Origin of the sequence: Actinomyces weissii, assembly GCF_016598775.1 — a bacterium.
Lineage (GTDB): Bacteria > Actinomycetota > Actinomycetes > Actinomycetales > Actinomycetaceae > Actinomyces > Actinomyces weissii.
The window spans coordinates 665,645-687,007 of sequence record NZ_CP066802.1 but is presented as its reverse complement, the minus strand read 5'-3'; the positions used below and the strand labels follow the sequence as shown (position 1 = coordinate 687,007).

The 21,363-nt window shown below is 69.3% G+C and carries 20 protein-coding genes and 1 pseudogene; 12 read left to right on the top strand and 9 right to left on the bottom strand.

Features of this window, described 5'->3' with window-relative positions; genetic code table 11:
- Nucleotides 1–7 precede the first annotated feature (7 nt).
- From iolB to iolC, 3 genes are read right to left on the bottom strand one after another with little or no spacing between them, the layout of a single operon-like run.
- Nucleotides 8–877 carry a 5-deoxy-glucuronate isomerase gene (gene iolB / locus JG540_RS02765; RefSeq protein WP_200276921.1) on the bottom strand — a complete coding sequence of 290 codons (870 nt, stop codon included), beginning with the start codon at nucleotides 875–877 and terminating at the stop codon, nucleotides 8–10.
- Entirely contained in the window at nucleotides 874–1,752 is an 879-nt protein-coding gene (locus JG540_RS02760) for a Cgl0159 family (beta/alpha)8-fold protein (RefSeq protein WP_200278004.1), read from the bottom strand. The genes iolB and JG540_RS02760 overlap by 4 nt, the downstream gene beginning before the upstream one ends.
- 5 nt (nucleotides 1,753–1,757) lie before the next feature.
- On the bottom strand, nucleotides 1,758–2,744 hold the full coding sequence (gene iolC, locus JG540_RS02755; protein ID WP_200276918.1) for a 5-dehydro-2-deoxygluconokinase: 987 nt from the start codon (nucleotides 2,742–2,744) through the stop codon (nucleotides 1,758–1,760).
- Between the two features lie 308 nt (nucleotides 2,745–3,052).
- On the opposite strand from iolC, the gene JG540_RS02750 reads away from it, so the two are divergent.
- The 7 genes from JG540_RS02750 to JG540_RS02720 all read left to right on the top strand — a co-directional run bounded on the left by JG540_RS02750 (nucleotide 3,053) and on the right by JG540_RS02720 (nucleotide 11,155).
- A complete protein-coding gene (locus JG540_RS02750; protein WP_200276915.1) occupies nucleotides 3,053–3,835 on the top strand; it encodes a GntR family transcriptional regulator in 783 nt (260 codons plus the stop codon).
- A gap of 89 nt (nucleotides 3,836–3,924) precedes the next feature.
- A complete protein-coding gene (locus JG540_RS02745; protein WP_200276912.1) occupies nucleotides 3,925–4,524 on the top strand; it encodes a hypothetical protein in 600 nt (199 codons plus the stop codon).
- Nucleotides 4,496–5,725, top strand: a complete 1,230-nt coding sequence (locus JG540_RS02740) for a hypothetical protein (protein ID WP_200276909.1) — start codon at nucleotides 4,496–4,498, stop codon at nucleotides 5,723–5,725. Before JG540_RS02745 ends, JG540_RS02740 begins: the two co-directional genes overlap by 29 nt.
- Before the next feature lie 165 nt (nucleotides 5,726–5,890).
- Nucleotides 5,891–6,967: a transaldolase family protein gene (locus JG540_RS02735; protein ID WP_200276907.1), complete on the top strand. Its 1,077-nt coding sequence runs from the start codon at nucleotides 5,891–5,893 to the stop codon at nucleotides 6,965–6,967.
- Between the two features lie 30 nt (nucleotides 6,968–6,997).
- Nucleotides 6,998–7,987 carry an inositol 2-dehydrogenase gene (gene iolG, locus JG540_RS02730; RefSeq protein ID WP_200276904.1) on the top strand — a complete coding sequence of 330 codons (990 nt, stop codon included), beginning with the start codon at nucleotides 6,998–7,000 and terminating at the stop codon, nucleotides 7,985–7,987.
- 436 nt (nucleotides 7,988–8,423) lie between these two features.
- Nucleotides 8,424–9,887 carry a phosphate acetyltransferase gene (gene pta, locus JG540_RS02725; protein WP_407648351.1) on the top strand — a complete coding sequence of 488 codons (1,464 nt, stop codon included), beginning with the start codon at nucleotides 8,424–8,426 and terminating at the stop codon, nucleotides 9,885–9,887.
- An 83-nt stretch (nucleotides 9,888–9,970) separates the two neighbouring features.
- On the top strand, nucleotides 9,971–11,155 hold the full coding sequence (locus JG540_RS02720; RefSeq protein WP_200276898.1) for an acetate/propionate family kinase: 1,185 nt from the start codon (nucleotides 9,971–9,973) through the stop codon (nucleotides 11,153–11,155).
- 250 nt (nucleotides 11,156–11,405) lie between these two features.
- On the opposite strand, the gene JG540_RS02715 is transcribed toward JG540_RS02720, so the two are convergent.
- The 3 genes from JG540_RS02715 to JG540_RS02705 all read right to left on the bottom strand — a co-directional run bounded on the left by JG540_RS02715 (nucleotide 11,406) and on the right by JG540_RS02705 (nucleotide 14,027).
- Nucleotides 11,406–12,077 (bottom strand): RNase H family protein, encoded by a 672-nt coding sequence (locus JG540_RS02715; RefSeq protein ID WP_200276895.1) that lies wholly within the window; start codon nucleotides 12,075–12,077, stop codon nucleotides 11,406–11,408.
- A 278-nt stretch (nucleotides 12,078–12,355) separates the two neighbouring features.
- Nucleotides 12,356–12,622 (bottom strand): HPr family phosphocarrier protein, encoded by a 267-nt coding sequence (locus tag JG540_RS02710; RefSeq protein ID WP_200276892.1) that lies wholly within the window; start codon nucleotides 12,620–12,622, stop codon nucleotides 12,356–12,358.
- 268 nt (nucleotides 12,623–12,890) lie between these two features.
- Nucleotides 12,891–14,027 carry a GuaB3 family IMP dehydrogenase-related protein gene (locus JG540_RS02705; protein ID WP_200276889.1) on the bottom strand — a complete coding sequence of 379 codons (1,137 nt, stop codon included), beginning with the start codon at nucleotides 14,025–14,027 and terminating at the stop codon, nucleotides 12,891–12,893.
- Nucleotides 14,028–14,390: 363 nt separating this feature from the next.
- Here JG540_RS02705 and JG540_RS02700 point away from each other — a divergent pair, with 363 nt between their 5' ends.
- Entirely contained in the window at nucleotides 14,391–15,146 is a 756-nt protein-coding gene (locus tag JG540_RS02700; protein WP_200276886.1) for an exonuclease domain-containing protein, read from the top strand.
- A gap of 109 nt (nucleotides 15,147–15,255) precedes the next feature.
- On the opposite strand, the pseudogene JG540_RS10290 reads toward JG540_RS02700, so the two are convergent.
- A pseudogene (locus JG540_RS10290) lies at nucleotides 15,256–15,621 on the bottom strand (ISL3 family transposase); the annotation flags it as partial.
- 245 nt (nucleotides 15,622–15,866) lie between these two features.
- On the opposite strand from JG540_RS10290, the gene JG540_RS02695 reads away from it, so the two are divergent.
- Both JG540_RS02695 and JG540_RS02690 read left to right on the top strand, forming a co-directional pair.
- Nucleotides 15,867–16,079: a hypothetical protein gene (locus JG540_RS02695; RefSeq protein WP_200276884.1), complete on the top strand. Its 213-nt coding sequence runs from the start codon at nucleotides 15,867–15,869 to the stop codon at nucleotides 16,077–16,079.
- A 353-nt stretch (nucleotides 16,080–16,432) separates the two neighbouring features.
- Nucleotides 16,433–16,792, top strand: a complete 360-nt coding sequence (locus JG540_RS02690; protein ID WP_200276881.1) for a hypothetical protein — start codon at nucleotides 16,433–16,435, stop codon at nucleotides 16,790–16,792.
- A 1,143-nt stretch (nucleotides 16,793–17,935) separates the two neighbouring features.
- Here JG540_RS02690 and guaB read toward each other — a convergent pair.
- Nucleotides 17,936–19,456, bottom strand: coding sequence for an IMP dehydrogenase (guaB, locus tag JG540_RS02685; RefSeq protein WP_200276879.1), 1,521 nt, complete (start codon nucleotides 19,454–19,456; stop codon nucleotides 17,936–17,938).
- 556 nt (nucleotides 19,457–20,012) lie between these two features.
- Between guaB and JG540_RS02680 the strand changes: the two genes are divergently transcribed.
- On the top strand, nucleotides 20,013–20,348 hold the full coding sequence (locus tag JG540_RS02680) for a WhiB family transcriptional regulator (RefSeq protein ID WP_200276876.1): 336 nt from the start codon (nucleotides 20,013–20,015) through the stop codon (nucleotides 20,346–20,348).
- 124 nt (nucleotides 20,349–20,472) lie between these two features.
- On the opposite strand, the gene groES is transcribed toward JG540_RS02680, so the two are convergent.
- Entirely contained in the window at nucleotides 20,473–20,769 is a 297-nt protein-coding gene (groES, locus tag JG540_RS02675) for a co-chaperone GroES (protein ID WP_200276873.1), read from the bottom strand.
- 419 nt (nucleotides 20,770–21,188) lie between these two features.
- On the opposite strand from groES, the gene JG540_RS10550 reads away from it, so the two are divergent.
- Entirely contained in the window at nucleotides 21,189–21,317 is a 129-nt protein-coding gene (locus JG540_RS10550) for a hypothetical protein (protein ID WP_267977948.1), read from the top strand.
- Nucleotides 21,318–21,363 lie beyond the last annotated feature (46 nt).

The following is a 21,363-nucleotide window of genomic DNA, read 5'->3' as shown; positions in this document are numbered from 1 at the left end:
GGCGGCCTCAGTGGGCCATGGGCAGGCGGGGGTCGGGCTCCTGACCCTCCCAGCTGGCCCGCAGCCAGTGGTGGGCAGGGTCGTCGGGGGCGAGCCAGACCAGGTCGGTCTCCGGTCCTGCCATGACGTTGAGGTAGTACATGTCGTAGCCGGGGGCGGCCACGCAGGGACCGTGGTAGCCGTAGGGCACCAGGGCGACGTCGCCGTCGCGCACCTCCACGCACACGTCTATGGGGCGCTCGGGGCTGGAGGCGTAGGTGCGGTGCAGCCCGAAGCCGGGCCCGCCCTCCGGGGACGGGGCGATCTCGAAGTAGTAGACCTCCTCCAGCTCGCGCTCCACCTCGCTCTTGGTCTCGTGCTTGTGGGCGGGGTAGGAGGACCAGTTGCCGCCGGGGGTGAGCACCTCGGTGACCAGCAGGCGGGAGGTGAGGACGTCGTTGTTCAAGGCGTAGTTGCTCACCTGCCGGGAGCAGTCCCCGGCGCCACGAATGGTCACCCCCACCTGCTCACGGGGGAAGTACCTAACCGGCAGGTCGCGCTCGGCCACGGCTGCGGGCAGGGCGAAGCGCCCCCCGGCGGCGGAGGTGAGGGTAAAGGTGCTGGACCGGGGCACGTACAGGTAGTCGGTGATCTGCTTGAAGACGCTCTCGCGCCCGGCCAGCTGGTGGGACTGTCCGCCCACCTCCACGGTGCAGGCCCCGGCCAGGGGCAGCACCAGCAGCTCACTGTCCCCGGACTCCAGGGTCAGGGCCTGTCCCGGCTCCAGCACGGCCACGCGCAGGCCGCTGTAGCACCACCCGGCGTCGGCGGGGCTGATGTCCACGGTCAGGGAGCTGTGCGCGGTGCTTCCGGCACGTACGTGTGATGGCAGTGTCATGAGAGCAGTCCTACTGTCTTGTCAACGGCCCCGGCGACGTCGTCGTCGGGCGGGAAGAGGAGGGAGCGGCCGATCACCAGCCCCCGGACATTGGGCAGGGCCAGGGCCCTGGACCAGCCCTGCCTGGCAGCCTCGGCGTCGGCGCGTACGGCGCCCCCGAGCACCAGGGTGGGCAGCGTGGAGGCCCCGACTACGCGCTCCATGTCCTCCACCAGGGGGATCTTCAGCCAGGTGTAGGCGCTGGTGCGCCCCAGGCCGGAGGCCACGCAGACGGAGGTGATGACGGCGTCGGGGTTGAGGTCGTTTACCACCCGGCCGTCCCAGCGCCGGGACACGAAGGGCTCCACCATGGCGATCAGCCCCCGCTCGGCCAGCGCGTCGACCGCCTGGGCGCAGGCCTGGAGGGTGTCGGCGGTGCGGGCGTCGTCGTAGCCCAGGCGCAGCAGCATCTTGCCGCCGTCCAGGCGGGAGGCGGCCACACCGGCGGCGTCGTAGCCGGTCATGCGGTCGTCCAGCTCGAAGCAGGCTCCGGCCAGCCCGCCCCGGTTCATGGAGCCGAACACGGCCTTGCCGTCCAGGGCGCCGAGCAGGGTCAGGTCCTCCACCAGGTCCGCGGATCCCAGGAAGCCGTTGACGCCGGGGCGCGACAGGGCCGTCACGCAGCGGCGCAGCAGCTCCTCGCGCGCGCCCATGGCCAGGGGTGAGCCGCCAGCGGCCAGGGCCCCGCGGGCGGGGTGGTCGCAGGCGATCACCAGCAGGCGCTCCAGCTCGGTCACGGGCGGGCTGGGCGGGCGCTGCGCCAGGGCCTGGGCCACCCGCCCCGGCTCGCGGGCGCGCAGCCGGCACAGCTGCTCGGTCAGGGAACGGGAGGACACGGCGCTCACAGGTCCTTCACCCCGGGAGCGCACTGCTCCCGGAAGCGCCGCATCTCCGCCAGCAACTCCGGCTCGGTGGGCATGGCGGTGGAGCACTCCAGGCGGGAGGCCACGATCGCGCCCGCGGTGGAGGCCGCGAAAATGGTCTTCTCCAGGGACCAGCCCGAGAGCAGGCCGTGGCAGACGGCGCCCCCGAAGGCGTCCCCCGCCCCCAGCCCGTTGAGGGTCTTCACGGGGGTGACCGGCATGGCGATGCGCTCGGTGCGGGTCTTGGCCAGGGTGCCACGCATGCCCTGCTTGACGATCGCCAGCTCCGCCCCGGCCTCCAGCAGGGCGTCGGCGGCCCGCTCCGGGTCCGACTCCCCCACGGCCACGCGGCACTCCTCCCGGTTGCCGATGGCCACGTTGACCTTGGGCAGGACCTCCTGGACGTAGCGGTGTGCCTGGACCTCGCTGTCCCAGAAGTTGACGCGGTAGTCCAGGTCCAGGATCGTGAACTGCTTGCGGGCGCGGGCGTCCAGGGCCAGGTGGTGGGTGGCGCGGGAGGGCTCCTTGCTGAGCCCGGTGGCGGAGATCCAGAAGATACGGGCCTCCTTGACGGCCTCCAGCGGCAGGTCGTCCGCCGTCAGCTCCAGGTCCGGTGCGGAGGGCTCCCGGTAGAAGTACAGGGGAAAGCTGTCCGGGGGGAAGATCTCGCAGAAGGTCAGCGGGGTGCTGAAGTCGGGCTTGGTGACCACGTAGTCGTCGTAGACGCCGAGCTGGCGCATCTCCCGGCAGACGAAGCGCCCGAAGGGGTCGTCCCCTACCCCGGTGACGACGGCGGCGCGGTGCCGGTAGCGGGCCGCGGCCACGGCCACGTTGGTGGGGCTGCCGCCCAGGAACTTGCCGAAGGTGGACACGTCCTCCAGTCCCACCCCGGTCTGCAAGGGGTACACGTCTATCCCGCAGCGTCCTATAGTCAGGACGTCCAGCGGCGCGACGGTGCCGGTCACCTGGTCCCTCCACTTCCTTGGGGCGGGCAGTTGCGCGGGGGCGTGGTGGCCCTCACACGCCAAGCCTGCCCCAAGCAGGCAGCCCCGTCAACCTATTGTCCGAACATTTCTGACGGGCTACTGGGGTGCGCGGACGCCGTCGCCCCGTGGCACCTGTCCCGCCCCAGTGCCGCCATCCACCACTCCCCCTGCGCCACCGTCAGTCCTGCCGCCTGGACGCCCGCCGCCTCGCTAGGGCCGGTCATAACCCTCCACCAGCCAGCCCCCGCCACTTATCATGGCTGACAAGCCACTAGTAGGAGCTTGTCATGGCAAGTAACGCCCCCGCCCCGGAGCCGCACACGCAGGAGCCCGGCCCTTTCCAGCCCGAGCTCTCCATAGACCGTGGTTCCAGCACCCCGCTGCACCAGCAGATCTCTGAGCCGCTGGCCGCGCTTATCCTGGCGGGCACCCTCAAGGCCGGCACCCGCATAGAGGACGAGGTCTCCATGGCCCGGCGGCTGCACGTCTCCCGCCCGACCACCCGCCAGGCGCTGCAGAGCCTGGCTGACCGGGGGCTGGTCTCGCGCCGTCGTGGCGCGGGCACCGTGGTCACCTCCCCGCACGTGCACCGGCCTATGCAGCTGTCCAGCCTGCTGTCTGACCTGACCGACGCCGGGCACCAGGTCTCCACACAGCTCCTCTCCTACGAGGAGCGTCCGGCCACGGCGGAGGAGGCCGCCCAGCTGGAGACCGAGCCGGGCACCCTGATCGTCTCGCTCAAGCGCCTGCGCCTGGCCGACGGCGAGCCCATCGCCTTGATGCACAACCTGCTGCCCGCCGACCTGGCACCCACCGAGGCCGAGCTGGAGCAGCAGGGCCTGTACGACCTGCTGCGGGAGCGCGGCACGGTGCCGCATACCGCCACGCAGGTGATCGGGGCGCGCAACGCCACCAAGAAGGAGGCGGAGGCCCTGTCCGAGCAGCGCCGGACCGCCCTGCTGACCGCCCGGCGCACCTCCTACGACGCCGCCGGGCGGGCGATCGAGTTCGGCTCGCACATCTACCGGGCCGCCCGCTACTCCTTCGAGACCACGTTGTTCTCCGGCTAAGGCAAAGGTCGTTATGGTGGGGGTGGGTGGGGTAGCGTTCTTGGGGTGGGTACTGCTGAGCTCCCGTTGTGGGGAGGTAGGAGGTTGTGGTGGGTGAGGTGGTAGAGCCGGTGGGGCAGGGCTCGCCGGAGGGGCCGGTGGGCCAGGAGCAGCCGGGACCGGTTCCTGAGGGGCGGGTTGCTGAGGACTCGGTTGCTGGGAGGCTGGTGCTGGATGACGGGACGGTGCTGGTGGGTCGTAATGGTGAGGACCTGCGGGCCCGGGCCCTGCGGCTATTGGCTCCGATCGAGGAGGACCGTTTGAGCCGGGACCTGCTGGCCCAGGGGCTCAGCCCCCAGGAGGTAGCCGAGCGGGTGGGAACCGAGGTGCGGTTCGTGCGGGGTGTACGGCAGGACATGGAGCGGGGTGAGGAGATCCGTCCGGTCACGCCTGAGGAGCTGGTGTATCGGCGGGCTGCGGGTCAGATCAGTACCCAGGAGATGATGGAGCGGTTGCGGGCCTGGCCCTACACCTTTGGGCGGGTGCGGGGCTATGACGGCTACGAGAGCGGCAGCTGGGACGACATCATAGGCGTGCAGTTCTACGGCTTCCTCTCCCCGGAGGAGTTCGCGGAGCTGGATGACATAGCCCAGAGCCTGCCCCAGCCCCCGGAGGCGCCTTATGGCAGTGCCGAGTTCTGGGGGTACTGAGCCCGAGGGGCCCGTGGCGTCTGGGCAGGAGCGGGCGGGCGTGCTGGGGCGTACGGGGGCGCAGGTGGCTGAGGTGGTCCAGCGCCTGTCGCGGGAGCACTGCCTGCCCGCTAAGCCTGCTAGGGGTTCTGCCTGGTACGAGCTGCGGGAGGCGGTGCGGGCTGCTTACGTGGCGCGGGCGGGTGCCTGTGGTTCGCGGCGGGGGCGGGCGATCATTATGGCGGGGGCGCCGGGGGCGGGTAAGTCCCGGGCGGTGGGTGTGGCCGGGGGTGTGCTGGGGGCGGGTGAGTCTGGGCGTATGGGTCTGGACGAGGCTGGTTTCACCACGGTGGACGCTGATGACGTCAAGCAGCTGCTGCTGGGTAACCGGGTGGAGGGGCTGGAGGTTGACCAGGGGCTGCTGGAGGGGGCCCGGGCGCACTGGGACGCCTTGCTGGCGCGGCACGCGCCGCAGGTGCTGGCTGACGGGCGGCCTGTGGTGCGTGGGGAGCTGGCGACGCTGGTGCACCAGATGTCCACCGATACCGCGGACCTGGTGCGTAAGGACCTGCTCAAGGAGGGGTTTGACGTCAAGATCGAGGGGACCTTGCAGTGGATGGAGTCTCCTGCCCGGGGGCAGGGCCCGCGCCTGCTGGACGAGCTCAAGGCAGCCAAGTACGGGCAGGTGGTCGTGGTGGTAGCGGACACGCCGCGGCAGGTGTGTGAGCGGGGAGCGTTCCAGCGGTGGGCGGGTCCGCGTTCCCGGGGGGAGGTGGGGGCTCGTTTCACGCCCAGGAGCGCGGTGGCGGGCGTGTTCCAGGCTACTGGGGACGGGGAGGTGTGCCGGTGCACGGATAACGCCCGCGCGACCTTCAATCAGGCTAGGCAGGTCGAGAGCTTTGCCCAGGTGGACCTGGTAGTGGTCACTAGGCGGGAGGACCAGCCCACGCTGGTGGAGCACGTGGACCGCTGCGGGCAGTCGCACCGCCACGAGGTCCCGCAACAGGCACCACAACAGGCACCACGGCAGACCCCGCAGCAGGACCCGCAGCAGGGCCCGCATCGCTCTGCCAGCCAGCAGGCGTCCCGCCCGGGCCAGCCCAAGAAGCTCTCGCCCCAGCAGGTGCTGGCCTCTATCCAGCACACCGCCGCCACCCGCCACCAGGGCGCCCGCCCGCCCCAGCACGGCATGCCAGGCCCCCGCAACACCCTAGGACGCTAAGGCACCCCCCGCCCGGAACCGCCTCTCGACAAGCCTTGCAAATGCCCACCACATGACACCCTTTGTCCAGACAAAGGTTGACACCGGTGGGTGTGACGGATTCAATTGCCCTATGGGCCGGGCGGCAACGAGGCCGACCGGCTGAACCGACTCAGGAGCAAGCTGATGAGCATCGAGTACACCCCCGGCCCCCTCCTTGAGGCCTCACGCACCACCCCCACCGCCCTGTGGAACGACTCGGCCGACCCTGACGAGCTGCGCCAGTCCATCGCCTACGGCGGCGTGGGCGCCACCTGCAACCCGGCTATCGCCTTCACCTGCATCAACCAGAAGAAGGAGCGCTGGCTGCAGCGTATCGCCGAGCTGGCTGAGGAGATGCCGGAGGCCACCGAGTCCGAGATCGGCTGGCAGGTGGTGCGCGAGCTTTCCATCGAGGGTGCCAGGCTCTACGAGGGCATCTTCGAGGAGCACAAGGGCCGCAACGGGAGGCTCTCCGTGCAGACCGACCCGCGCCTGGCCCGCAGCGCCCAGGCCCTGGCGGACCAGGCCGAGGAGTTCTCCCGCCTGGCCCCCAACATCGTCGTCAAGATCCCTGCCACCAAGACGGGTATCGCCGCCATCGAGGACGCCACCTACCGGGGCGTGTCCGTGAACGTGACGGTCTCCTTCACCGTGGCGCAGGTGCTGGCTGCCGGGGAGGCCATTGAGCGCGGCCTCAAGCGGCGCGAGGCTGAGGGCAAGGACGTGTCCACCATGGGCCCGGTCATCACCCTCATGGGCGGACGCCTGGACGACTGGATCAAGATCGTCGCCAAGCGCGACCAGATGTTCCTGGACCCCGGACACCTGGAGTGGGCCGGCGTGGCCGCCATGAAGCGCGCCTACCACGAGCTGCAGGCCCGTGGCGTGCGGGCCCGCCTGCTGTCCGCCGCCTTCCGCAACGTCATGCACTGGTCCGAGCTGGTCGGCGGCGACCTGGTGATCTCCCCGCCCTTCAAGTGGCAGAAGCTCATCAACGACTCCGGCTACAAGGTGGTGCCGCGCATCGACGTGCCTGTGGCCCCGGAGATCATGCGGACCCTGGAGTCGATCCCCGAGTTCCGCCGCGCCTACGAGCCCGAGGGCCTCAGCGTGGAGGAGTTCGACACCTTCGGGGGCACCGTGCGCACCCTGCGGGGCTTCCTCCAGGCCGACGCCGACCTGGACGCCCTGGTACGCGACGTCATCATGCCCCAGCCCTGAGCGCCCACCCACAGACAGGAGACGTAGCAGATGCTCAACATCGCCATTATCGGTGCGGGCCGTATCGGCCAGGTGCACGCCAAGACCGTCGCCAGCCACCCCGGCGCCCGGCTCGTGCTGGTGTGCGACCCCGTGGGCGACGCCGCCCAGAACCTGGCCACCCAGTACGGCGCCCGCTCCTGCCAGGAGGCGGAGGAGGTCTTCGCGGACGCGGAGGTTGACGCCGTGGTGGTGGGCTCCCCCACCCCGCTGCACATCCCCCACCTGTTGGCCGCAGCCAAGGCGGGCAAGGCGGTCCTGTGCGAGAAGCCGATCGCCCTGGACATGGCTGACGTCAAGGCCGCCCAGGCCGAGCTGGACGCCATAACCACCCCCGTGATGTTCGGCTTCAACCGGCGCTTCGACCCCTCCTTCGCCGCGGTGCACGCGGCGGTGCAGGACGGGCACATCGGCGCCCTGGAGCAGCTGACGATCATCTCCCGGGACCCGGCCGCCCCACCGGTGGAGTACATCAAGGTCTCCGGCGGGATCTTCCGGGACATGACCATCCACGACTTCGACATGGCCCGCTTCTTCCTGGGGGAGATCACGCAGGTGCACGCCGTGGGCCAGAACCTGGACCCGGCTATCAAGGCCACCGGTGACTTTGACGCCGCCGTCGTCACCCTCAAGGCCGCCAGCGGGGCGGTGGCCACGATCATCAACAACCGGCACTGCGCCTCCGGCTACGACCAGCGGCTGGAGGCCTCCGGATCGGCGGGGGCCCTGTTCGCGGAGAACATCCGGGCCACCACCGTGCGGCTGTCCAACGCCCAGGTCACCGACGCCCAGGAGCCCTACCTGGACTTCTTCCTGGAGCGCTACGCCGACGCCTACCGCCTGGAGCTGTCCGCCTTCATCGAGTCGGTGGAGCAGGGACGGCCCACGCCCACCACGACGGCGGACGCCATCGCCGCCCTGGCCCTGGCGGAGGCGGCCACCGAGTCGGCCCGCACCGGCCAGCCGGTCCAGCTGGACTGAGTACCGCAGGCTGGCGCGAGCAGCACGTCCGGGGCCCGGTGACCAATGCAGGTCACCGGGCCCCGGCGTGTCCCTGGCAGTGCGTGGACCACTCGCATCCAACCGCAGCCATTGCACCCGGGGAGCCAAGCAGCGGCCCAGCAACCTGCCTGCAAGCACCTAGTGCTGCACCAGCGCCCGCGCGCACCACCCCTGCCCCCCCAGATGTGCCTGTTGCCACACGGCAGCCTCCTGAAGACGTAGGTCCTAAGCCTCTGGCAGGGGCAGACTTGGCACGTGGACTGTCGGCAGATCCCGGCGCCCCGCATGACGCCCGAACCCCGAATCCAGAACCAGAAGGAAGCAGACCGTGGCGCAAAGCATCTACCTCGCCTCCCCCAGCAAGACTGACCGCTCCACCGTCGTGGCGGCACTGACTGACAGCCTCTCCAAGGCGGTGTCCCGGGTAGGCACCTTCCGGCCCTTTGCCGCCGCCCCGGCTGCGGGCGTGGGCGTCACCTGGGAGGCCTACTACGCCGACCCGCAGGAGGCCCTGACCACCGTGGTAGACGCCTTCCGCACCGCCGCCAAGGAGACCGACGTCCTGGTCCTGGACGGCACCGACGGCACCGCCGCGCCCGGTACCCCCGAGCTGTCGCTGGACGCGCAGGTCGCCGCCAACACCGGCTCCCCCCTGGTGCTGGTACTGGACGGCAGCCAGGAGCAGGCGACCCTGGAGGCCAGCGCCCGCGTGTCCCTGGCCCAGGTCCAGGAGGCCCACGCCACCGTCGGGGCTGTGCTGGTGCTAGGAGGCCCCGGCCACACCCTGAGCCTGGAGGGCGTGGAGGTCGTGACACTGCCCGCCGGTGCCGACCTCAACGAGTCCGAGGCCCTGGAGACCCTGCTCGGTGTGGTCGAGCTGCCCACCAGCCAGGTGGTCACCCCCCTCATGTTCCAGGCCGGCCTGGTGGACCGGGCCCGCGCGGACCGCAAGACCATCGTGCTGCCCGAGCCCGACGACGACCGCATCCTGCAGGCCGCTGACGAGATCCTGCGCCGCGGCATCGCCGACCTGGTGCTGCTCGGGGACGAGACCACGGTGCGCGCCCGGGCCACCGAGCTGGGCCTGGACATCAGCGCCGCCCGGGTGGTGGCCACCAACGACCCCGAGCTGCTAGAGACCTACGCCGCCGAGTTCGCCCGCCTGCGTGCCAAGAAGGGCGTCACCCTGGAGCAGGCCCGCCAGACCGTCCAGGACGTGTCCTACTTCGGCACGATGATGGTGCACATGGGCCAGGCGGACGGCATGGTCTCAGGCGCGGCCCACACCACCGCCCACACAATCCTGCCCTCCTTCCAGATCATCAAGACCAAGCCGGGCACCGCTATCGTCTCCTCCGTGTTCCTGATGCTCATGGAGGACCGGGTCTGGGCCTTCGGCGACTGTGCCGTCAACCCCAACCCCACCCCGGAGCAGCTGGCGGACATCGCCCTGTCCTCCGCCCAGACCGCCCAGCAGTTCGGGGTGGAGCCCAAGGTGGCCATGCTGTCCTACTCCACCGGCACCTCCGGCACCGGCCCTGACGTGGACGCCGTCGTCGAGGCCACCCGCCTGGCCCGGGAGAAGGCCCCCGAGCTGGCCATTGAGGGCCCCATCCAGTTCGACGCCTCCGTGGACGAGGCCGTGGCCGCCAAGAAGCTGCCCGGCTCGGCGGTGGCCGGGCACGCCAACGTGTTCGTCTTCCCCTCCCTGAACGCCGGGAACATCGGCTACAAGGCAGTGCAGCGCTCCAGCGGCGCGATCGCCGTCGGCCCGGTCCTGCAGGGCCTGAACAAGCCGGTGAACGACCTCTCCCGCGGCGCCCTGGTGGAGGACATCATCAACACGGTGGCTATCACCGCCGTGCAGGCTCAGGGCTGAGCCGCAACGGCCGCCGTCCCCGCGGCGCCAGCCCCGCCACGCTGCCGCCGCCCACACCCCCAGAACAGAAGGAAAAAAGGCTCTTGAGCACACGTACCGTACTCGTCATCAACTCCGGCTCCTCCTCCATCAAGTACCAGCTGGTGGACCCCGACTCCGGTGAGCGTCTGGCCTCCGGCCTGGTGGAGCGCATCGGGGACAGCATCGGGACCATCACCCACAAGCACGGGGAGGAGAAGACCGAGATCACCGAGCCGGTCCCGGACCACGGCTTCGGCCTGGCCGAGGTGCTGCGGCTCTTCGAGGAGAAGGGCCCCACCCTCTCCGAGGCGCACGTGGTGGCCGTGGGCCACCGGGTCGTGCAGGGTGGCCGGTACTTCTCCGGCCCGGCCCTGGTGGACGACGCGGTCGTCGCCAAGATCGAGGAGCTGGTGCCCCTGGGCCCGCTGCACAACCCGGCCCACCTCAAGGGCATCGAGGTGGCCCGCAAGCTCATGGCCGGGATCCCGCAGGTGGTGGTCTTTGACACCGCCTTCTTCCAGGACCTGCCTGAGGAGGCGGCCCGCTACGGCCTGAACCGCGAGGTGGCGGACAGGTACTCCATCCGCCGCTACGGGGCGCACGGCACCAGCCACCAGTACGTCTCCCAGGAGATCGCCAAGCGTCTGGGCCGGGAGGACCTCAAGCAGATCGTCCTGCACCTGGGCAACGGGGCCTCCGTGTCCGCGGTGGTCAACGGGCACGCCGTGGACACCTCCATGGGGCTGACCCCCCTGGAGGGCCTGGTCATGGGCGGGCGCACCGGGGACATCGACCCGGCCGCCGTCTTCCACCTGGTGCGGGTGGCGGGCATGACCGTGGACGAGATCGACCACCTGTTCAACCGCGAGTCCGGTATGAAGGGCCTGACCGGCCAGCAGGACATGCGTGAGGTCTGGAAGCTGATCGAGGCCGGGGACCAGCAGGCCCGGGACGCTATGGACGTCTACCTGCACCGCCTGGTGAAGTACGTGGGCGCCTACACCGCCGTCATGGGTGGGGTGGACGCGATCACCTTCACCGCCGGGATCGGGGAGAACGACAAGCGTCTGCGGGCCGAGCTGTGCGAGCGCCTGGCCTTCCTGGGGATCACCGTCGACGCCGCCGCCAACGCGGCACCCGCCGGTGAGCCGGTGACCATCTCGACGCCGGAGTCCGCCGTGGTGGTCACGGTGCTGCCCACCAACGAGGAGCTGGCGATCGCCCGCCAGGCGGTCACCCTGATCTAACCGTGCCGTCCGGCTGCGGCGGCCCTCCTACTGGCTACGTGCCCCACACCGCCCCCGCCCGGCAGAGCCCTGCGGCGCACAGTGACGGCGTCAGCCCCCATACAGGTGGCTGACGCCGTCACTGCTGCTACCAGGCCGGGGAGACGGGCACCTGCTGGGTCCGGGGAGGCTTTGGCCTGGCAGACGGCACGGGCTGCTAGGCGGCGAGTGCTGCTGGCCCTGCCTAGGGGCAGTGGAGCGGGGCAGCCTGCTAGAAGAGAGTCTCCTCCTGGGACTGCCGCACGGCCTGGGCCTGCTGCTGGGCGAGCTTCTGCTGGGCCTGTAGCCGGGCCCGGCGGGCCGCCGTCGCCCCGGGCACCACCGGCTTTCCAGCACGCTCGCCTAGAGACGCTGTGCCTGTGGGCTGGCCAGGACCTGCCCCCTGGCCGGAGGCTCCACCAGGACGGCCTGCTCCCGCGTCCTGGGGCCACCCTGGTCCGGCTGGCACCGGCGTGCCGCGCTGGTAGGCCGTGGCGGCGGCCCGGGCCCGTGTGTCGGCGGCCTCGTTCAGCGGGTGTCCCACGTGCCCGCGCACCCACTCAAAGCGTACCTCGCGGCCCACCAGGGCCTGGTCCAGCTCCTTCATGAGGTCGTCGTTGAGGACCGGCTTGCCGTCGGCCTTGCGCCAGCCCCGCTTCTTCCAGCCGTGGCGCCACTTGGTCAGGGAGTTGATGACGTACTGGGAGTCGGCCTGGATCAGCAGGTCCTGGCCGGTGTGGGCGGTGGCGCGCAGCAGCTCCAGGACCGCGGTGAGCTCGCCCCGGTTGTTGGTGGACTCGGGCCAGCCCCCGGCGGCCCAGCAGGAGTCGTCCACGTACCAGGCCCAGCCTGCTGGTCCCGGGTTGCCGAGGGCGGAGCCGTCTGCGGCGGCGATGATCGTCATGCGGCACACCCTACCTGCGGAACCCTGGACGCTTGAGGGGCTCACGGGCAGGCCTCTAGGTGCGAGGCCAACCGGGTGCGGCCCCCGCCCGCTTGCGGGCGCGCTCCCCGAGTGGCAGAACCGGCTGGAGATTACCCGCGGCCCCACCCGCTCGCTGGGCGTACCTGTGGGCTGCAGGCACTTGCTGACGCCGACAAGGCGCCACCAGCACGCTGAGGGGCGCGCACCACGCAGGTGCGCGCCCCTCAAGCGGGATCTACTGGGCTGTCTGAGGCCGCTCAGGCGTCCAGGTCGGTCTCCAGGAGGTCCTTGAGCTCGGCCAGGCCCTTGTCACTGCCCTCGTCCTCGGAGGCGAGGGTGACGACGTCGCCGAAACCTGCGCCCAGGGTCATGACCCCCAGGATGGAGGAGGCGTCCACAGGGGCACCGCCCTCCTTGGCGATGGTGACCTTGATGCCCTTCTCGGCGACAGCCTTGACGAAGGTGGCGGCGGGGCGGGCGTGCAGCCCGACCTTGGAGGCGATGGTGGCCTTGACCTCTGCCATGGTTTGCTCCTTGTAGTTGGTTGAGCAGCGCAGCGGGGTGCCGCGCCCTTGGTCCACGGGGGCTGCGCCTCGTGGTCAACGTTGATGGGTCGGGCTTTAGCCTACCCGAAGGCGGGCCTAGCGGAGGCAGCCGAACGGGGTTCTGTGCCGCCTTCCCTACCGGACCGGCGCACGCAGAGGAAGCAGGGCTGGTAGCCGCTTCAGACTGTCTTCCGTCATGGACGCGCTAAGACCCCTGCCCCCAGCTGCGCAGCCTGCAGCCCAGGTCTCAGCTCCGGGGGCGGGTGCCCTCATAGGGGGCCAGGACCACCTCCACGCGCTGGAGCTCCTTGACGTCGGAGTAGCCGGTGGTGGCCAGGGTCCGTCGCAGGGCTCCCATGAGGTTCAGGGTGCCGTCGGCCCGGTCGGAGGGGCCGGTGAGGATCTCCGCCATGGTCCCCACCGTGCCCACGTAGGAGCGGTAGCCGCGCGGGAGACTCGGGTGGCGGGCCTCCGCGCCCCAGTGGTAGCCGCCGCCGGGGGCGTCGCTGGCCCGGGCCAGGGCGGCGCCCAGCATGACGGCGTCAGCCCCGCAGGCGATGGCCTTGACGACGTCGCCGGAGTTGCCCACGGAGCCGTCAGCGACCACGTGCACGTAGCGGCCCCCGGACTCGTCCAGGAAGTCACGGCGGGCGGCAGCGACGTCGGAGACGGCGGTGGCCATGGGCATGTGGAGCCCCAGGACCTGGCGGACGGAGGAGGAGGCGCCCCCTCCCTGGCCCACCAGTACGGCGGCCGCCCCGGAGCGCATGAGGTGGAGGGCGGCGGTGTAGGTGGTCACGCCGCCGACCACCACGGGCACGTCCAGCTCGTAGGTGAAGCGCTTGAGGTTCAGGGGCTCGGTGGAGCCAGAGACGTGCTCGGCGGAGACCACGGAGCCTCGGATCACGAAGAGCTCCACCCCGGCCTCCACCACGGTACGCCAGTGGCGCTGGGTCTGGGCGGGGCTGAGGCGCCCGGCCACCACCACCCCGGCGTCGCGCACCTGCTGCAGGCGGGCGGTGATGAGCTCGGGCTGGACCGGGGCGGCGTAGACCTCCTGGAGCACGCGGGTGGCCTGGTCAGGGCGGGCCTGGCGGATCCGCTCCAGGGCGGGGGACGGGTCCTCGTAGCGGGTCCACAGGCCCTCCAGGTCCAGCACCCCGATGCCGCCCAGGCGTCCCACGGCGATGGCGTTCTCCGGGCTCATCACGGAGTCGGCAGGGGCGGCCATGACCGGCAGGTCCACGTGGTAGGCGTCCAGCTGCCAGCCCACGCGCACCTCCTCGGTGTCGCGGGTGCGCCGGGCGGGCACCAGCGCGATGTCGTCAAAGGAGTAGGCCCGGCGGGCACGCTTGGAGCGCCCGATCTCAATCTCACCGCTCATGCCCTGATGGTATGCACTACCACCGTCACGAACCGCCGTACCAGGGCAGGCGGGTCTGGGGGGAGGCGCGAAGGCAACCTGGTTGCAGGAAGAAGGCGCGTGGCGGCCGCCGCACCGGGCCTGGCAGTGGTGCTCCCTGGAGGCGCCGCTGGAGGCTCAAGGGTGACGCCGGGGCCGCCCGTGCCCTGCAGGCTCTAGGTTCCTGCACAAGCTCAGCGTCCGCTCTCGGCAGTACGGGGCACGGGGTCCGCATCGTCCTACCCTTTCTCCCGCTGACAAGTCCGCTCCCCAGCGGTACCGGGTCCGGGACCAGTTGCTGCGTGGGCAGGGTTCTTGTCTGAGGCTGGTGGCAGACTCGGGGACATGAGCACTGACGCACCGCAGACCCCCACCTTCCCTGAGTGGCTGGAGGGCCCTCTGCTTGGCTTTGACACGGAGACCACCGGCGTCTCCCCCACCTCAGACCGCCTGGTAACGGTGGCGCTCGTGGAGCGCGGTCCGCTGCAGGACGGCGGCAGCCGGGCGCAGCGCACCACCACCTGGCTGGCGGACCCGGGGGTGGAGATCCCGCCAGCGGCCACGGCTATCCACGGGGTCACCACGGAGCGCGCCCGCACGGAGGGCCGCCCGGTGGCGGAGGTGCTGCAGGAGGTGGCAGAGCGCCTGTGCCAGGCCATGGCCGCGGGCACCCCGGTGGTGGCCTTCAACGCCGCTTTCGACCTGACCCTGCTGGAGTCGGAGCTGGCCCGGCACGGCCTGCCGACCCTGCGCGCCCGCCTGGGACGGGAGCTGGGGCCGGTGGTGGACCCGCTGGTGCTGGACCGGGCGGTGGACCGCTGGCGCAAGGGCAAGCGGACCTTGGGGGACCTTTCGGCGGTCTACGGCGTCCAGGTGCTGGACGACCTGCACACGGCGGAGGTGGATGTGGAGGTCACCCTAGACGTCCTGGAGGCCATGGCCGCCCGCCATGCAGCGCTGAGCCGGGTGCGGGCGGAGGAGCTGGTCTCCTGGCAGGCCCGGGCGCACCGCACCTGGGCGGAGTCCTTCAACCGCTGGCTGGAGTCCAAGGGCCGCACCCCGGACGTCCAGCTCGAGTGGCCCCTGCCCGCCAACCTTTAGCCCCACCCACGGGTGGCAGGCGGCTGGCCCCCGCAATGCCCCGCGCAGCCGGTCGTCACCCCTTCCGGCTCCCTCCGTGCTGGGTGAGTGCACACCCCGCGAGCGGCTGCAGGTGCTGGCACACCAGTGCCTCCAGGCCCCAGTGCACACCGGCCCGGAAGGCCTTGGCACGCGGCTGGCCACCTGGCTGGCATCCTGGCGCCACACGTGCCCACACCCCTGGCAGCGGTAGCGGCGCACGGTTACCAGCAGCGTGGTGGGTCTCCACCCAAAGGGCCATGAGCCAGCTGCCTGGTCACCGTGTCACGAGCCACCCCCAGGCCGCCCGCCAGTGGCACCACTCATCTGGCTCGACCACGCGGCAGGCCAGCACCGCACGCTCGGGCTCAAGGCGTTGGCCGGTGACCTCCCCACCGAGCCCCTCAAGGCCGGTGAACGTGGTCAAGCCAGGGACAGCCAGGGTAGCGTTAGACACATCGAGGTCTTCCAGACGGGCTGATGCAGCAACCCCCACCACTGGAACACCTCGACCCCCACCCAGGCACCAACACACCAACCCCACCCACACCCTCAATGGAGAAGAGCCCGTTTGGCGGGCGCTGTCGGGCCTGCCAGCACCAACCGATAGGAGACCCTAATGAAGACGCTGTTGCCTGTGGCTGGCCCGACACCTACTGCGATTGACCCGAGGGTCACCACCCTTCCGGGGCTGGCAAACTGGTGAACACCTTCCTGGGTTATGGCATGCGGGTTGGTGGTGCCATCACAGTGATCTCTCTGACTGCTCCGGGAGCCGTCGTCACGCTGAACTCATTCGGTCGTGCGGGCGACCACGCTAAGGTCATCGTCAAGGGCCTGGCGATGGTGGTGGCTGGGGCCGTGCTCATCACCTCGGCAACCTGTCTAGGTAGACTCCTGATCCCTGGGATCTGATGATGGTAAGTGCGAGGGATGAGGAGAGCCCGAGCCTGTGGACTAGTACACGGTTCGCTCTCTCGACCGTGATGATGCTTGTGCTGGTTGTTGCCGGGGTGTGGCTGGGTGTCAGCCATTTGACAAAGCCTGTGCAGGGGCAAGCCCAGTCCAGCCCAGGAGGGTCGACTACAGGTGTCAGCGACTCGGTGTACAGCCTGGAGGCCGAGTCACAGGACGTACCTACTGCTCAGCCTGAGACCCATAGGGTCTCACTGTCACCAGAACTGGTCATACAGACCTCGGCGCAGGCTGGGCCCAGACTGCTCGATGAGGTTCCTCTCCGCTTCGCCCACTCCCCCACGGGTGCGGTCATGTCCGCAGCGAACTTCATGCAGGTCTTCTCCTCGAAGTGGCGCATGGATGAGGTTGCCCAGGAGCAAATGGCCAGCGGCCCCGAGCGGGACGAGGCCGTCGCGGACATCAAGGCGCACTGGGACGGGCGCTCATGGCAGGGACTGCGGGTGCTCGGCTTTAAGGCTGATGTCAGGGGCCCGGACGAGGTCCTGGTCACGCTGGCGGCCGGTCTGCCGCAGGCCCCCTCACAGATGACGTCCTGGCCCCTCCTAATGGTCTGGGACGAGGGTGACTGGAAGTTCAAGCAGCCGGGCAACAACGCTTTGGGCGAAGAGCCGATTTCCAGCTTGTACGGATTCATTCCCTTGCAGGAGTAGGGACGATTACTTCAGCAGCCGCCTGGACTAAGGCGGAGACCAGGTGGATTCAGACCTCATCCCAATTGCGGGTGCAGGCGGGGTCTGAATCCTCAATTGGGAAGAGCCAAATAAGTCTTGCGCACTACAGCCTGGCACAAGCGCTACAGCGACCTTAACACGAAAACCCCACCCACCCACAACTAGTAGGAAGCAGATCAGTGTCCACCGCACCCCGGAGCAACACCACGACCCCGCCAGAGCACACCCAGGACAGGCACGACGAGGACACACCTCCCGGCAGTAGAAACATAGGCACACTGCTGCCGTCAAGGCGCACGATTATCACATCTTCCCTCACGGCAGCAGCCACCACTCTAATCATTAAGGCTTCTGATGCTTACACAAGCAAACCCCTCGACCAAAGTTCGAGCATAGTCGCAGGCGGAGAGGCCTTCGATCAAACCTTGCAAAATAGCGGGGCCTCAGGCATCAACTTCACTATCACCAACAAGGGGAAAGAATATGTCTCAGTAACGGGGATTCGCGTTAGAATAGAAGCATTTGAGTACCTGCAGATGTGCGGCTCAAGGCACGGACAGTCAAGACCGTCCACACATTGCTACAACGTGGTTCTACCGCTAGATAATGCCACAGGGCAAGTGATAGACCATAAGTTCATTCTAGCCCACAATGTCGAACCGGGCCGAACCATAAACCTGCCCGTGACCTTCACACTACCCGACTCCCTGTTCACACTATCCGTCGCACTGTACCGAATTCAAGTAGAACTGCTCCAGCATGATAGAGGACCTACTCCAGCAGGTTCATACGCGCTTGCCTTGCCAGGCGCAGACTTGATTTACCCACACTCATGGGCGGCCCAGAAATCAGAGTATGGACACAGAGCCAATGGGAGCAAACCGCTCAACCTAAGCAGAAATCAACAGGCTGCACGCTACTCCCACAGCCGTGAGCAACTCGCTGAGACCATCGCATGCTACTCACACAATGACCAGCTATTAAGGTCAATCTTATCTGACGACTTAGTCATGTCGCCCGCCCTGAGATCCATATGGGATGGAGTAATTACAGGCACCTATCGACCACTATACCTTCCCCCTCCCTCTCACCCTGAATGTTCCGCACTTTAGTGCACTATCTTCAGCCCCGGCCGGAGTAGTTGGGGGCCTCCACCGTCATCTGCACGTCGTGCGGATGGGACTCCTTCAGCCCCGCCGCCGTGATCCGCACGAACTGGCCGTTGGCCTTCAGCTCCTCGATCGTGCGGGCCCCCACGTAGAACATCGACTGGTGCAGCCCGCCCACCAGCTGGTACACCACGTCCCCCAGCGAACCCGAGAAAGGCACCTGGCCCTCGATCCCCTCCGGCACGATCTTGGAGTCGGAGGAGACGTCAGCCTGGAAGTAGCGGTCCTTGGAGTAGGACTTGCGGCCGCGCGAGCTCATGGCCCCCAACGAGCCCATCCCCCGGTAGCGCTTCCACTGCTTGCCGTTGACGAACACCAGGTCCCCCGGCGACTCCGTGCAGCCCGCCAGCAGCGAACCCAGCATCACCGTGGAGGCCCCAGCCACCAGCGCCTTGGCGATGTCACCCGAGTACTGCAGGCCGCCGTCGGCAATCAGCGGCACCCCCGCAGGCGTGCAGGCCCGGGCCGCCTCGTGCACGGCCGTCACCTGCGGCACCCCCACGCCCGCGACCACCCGGGTGGTGCAGATAGAGCCCGGCCCCACCCCCACCTTCACGGCGTCGACCCCGGCGTCGATCAGCGCCTGCGCCCCCTCACGGGTGGCGACGTTGCCGCCAATTACCTCTATCTCAGAGAAGGCTGGGTCAGACTTCAGGCGCGAGATCATCTCCAGCGCCAGGCGGGCCCCACCGTTGGCGGTGTCCACCACGATCACGTCCACGCCCGCCTCAGCCAGCGCCCCGGCCCGTTCCCAGGTGTCCCCCCAGTAGCCGACGGCGGCCCCCACCACCAGGCGCCCCTGGCTGTCCTTGGTGGCGTTGGGGTACTGCTCGGTCTTGACGAAGTCCTTGACGGTTATGAGCCCGGTCAGGCGCCCGGCGTCGTCAATGATGGGCAGCTTCTCCACCCGGTGCTGCGCCAGCAGGGACTTGGCGTCCTCACGCGAGATCCCCACCTGGCCGGTGACCAGGCGCTCACGCGGGGTCATGCACTCACGCACCGTCATGGAGGACCACTGCTCCGGCGGCACGAAACGCAGGTCACGGTTGGTGATGATCCCCAGCAGGTTGCCGCCCTCATCCACCACGGGCAGGCCGGAGACCTTGTAGCGGCCGCACAGCTCGTCCAGCTGGGCGATCGTGGCCCCCGGGCCCACCGTTACCGGGTCGGAGACCATGCCGGACTCGGAGCGCTTGACCTGGCGCACCTGCTGGGCCTGTTCCTCGATGGACAGGTTGCGGTGCAGGACGCCCATACCGCCCTGGCGGGCCATGGCGATCGCCATCTCGGACTCGGTGACGGTGTCCATGGCGGCGGAGAGCAACGGCACCTTCAAGGTGATGCGCCTGGTCAGGCGGGAGCTGGTGTCCACCTCAGAGGGGATGACGTCGGTCAACCTGGGCAGCAGGAGCACGTCGTCGTAGGTCAGTCCGGTGGGGGCGTACAGGTCTGGGTTGGTGATCGCGTCGCTCACGGAGCCATCGTATGGCCAGCAGGCGGCCCCACCCAAGGAGGGGCTGTTCCCATCCCGGCAGCGCACCGCCACCACCGTCTGTCGGTGCCGACGGCGGCGGCCGAGGCGCGGACGGCACGCAGGACGACGACGAAGCCGCGAGCAGATTCCCCACGGCCGTCCGCGACACCTTTACACCGCATCCACACCACCCAAGCCCATGAGCACCAAGACCGAGGCCCAGGCCCGGATCGCCGTTGTCCGTTCGGAGCCCCACCCGCGTGCCCCGCCACCCCACTGTGACCTCCTCCCAGCCAGCCCGCTCCCCCGAGACACCCCGCCACCCCCACCAGATTCCGGCCCTGCCCCCCCCAGGCCACGACCGACGGACGCAAGACCCTCAGCCTGTAACGCACTTCATATCCCGCCTGCCAGTCACTCCTAGCAAGCGGACATCGGTACCTATTCGTAACTGCATTGATATATGCCTGAGACTGGAACTACGCTTGTGTCATTCTCACGCGACCCGCGCGGGCAGCCCGCAGCCCCCTGGCCCGCCCTCCAGAAAGGACAGCCGATGCTGGCTCTCTCCCAACTCCCTGGCCCCCTGGCAGACCTCTGGGAGTGGCAGGTCCACGGCAGGTGCCGCACGGCTGACGCCTCGGTCTTCTTCCACCCCGAGGGCGAGCGGGGCTCGGCCAGGCGGAACCGCGACGCCCAGGCCAAGACCTTCTGCGCGCAGTGCCCGGTCATCGAGCAGTGCCGCGAGCACTCCCTGCGCGTCAAGGAGCCCTACGGCGTGTGGGGCGGCCTGACCGAGGAGGAGCGCCGCACCATCCTGTCCACCAAGCAGCCCGCCACCGCCTACCGGAGCCGCGTGCCGCTGGTCGAGGTGCAGGAGCCAGCAGCCTGAGCCGCTGGGCCATCCTCCTGGCTCGCCCAGCACCTTGACCCCAGAACGGCAGGAGCCCCGACCTACACAGGCCGGGGCTCCTGGCTTACCTGCTCAGGCGGATGCTGCCCGAGCAGGCCGACAGTCACTTGGTGACGACGGCGAGGATGTCGCGCGCGGAGAGGATGAGGTACTCCTCACCCAGGTACTTGACCTCGGTGCCACCGTACTTGGAGTAGATGACCACGTCGCCCTCGGCGACGTCCACCGGGACACGGTTGCCGTTGTCGTCAACGCGGCCGGGGCCCACGGCCACGACCTTGCCCTCCTGGGGCTTCTCCTGGGCGGTGCCCGGGATGACGAGACCGGACGCGGTGGTCTGCTCTGCCTCGACCGTCTGGACGACGACGCGGTCCTCGAGCGGCTTGATGGAGACCGACACTTCGGACCTCCCCTTCTCGCTGGTTAGCGTGTGGAACGACTCTTGGGTTCACGGCCCTCTGCTGCCAGCCGCCGTCGCGGGGGTCGGCCGGTGCCTGGGTCGCGAGCCGCAGGGGAAGGGGATCGCTCCCGCTCCCCTGCGCCTGATGAGAATCTACGACGCCGTTAGCACTCAGTCAACGCGAGTGCCAACGGCGTGGCCCAGGTTCGCCCCAGGCGAGCCCCCACCCCACCCAACCCCCTTGTTTACCGCGAGACCGGGACATATGGACCGCGAGGCCGGTAAGGCCACCCTAAGCTGCGGCGGCCAGCGACCCCGTCAGCACCGTCACCGCCCTGAGCGTCAGGCACCAGCGACCCCGCCCGCTCCCCTGCTAGACCCCGCGACTCAGCAGCACGCTGCGGCCACAGACCGCCACCATGACCCAGCCACGCACCACCGTTACGGTCCCCACAACCGACGACGTCGCCGTCGCCACACTCGCAGCCACCACCCACCCAGATGCCCCCACCCAGGCACCACCAGCACCCCCAGTTATCCACAACTAAGGTCACCCTTACCGAACTCGCGAGCCATATGTCCCGGTCTCGCGAA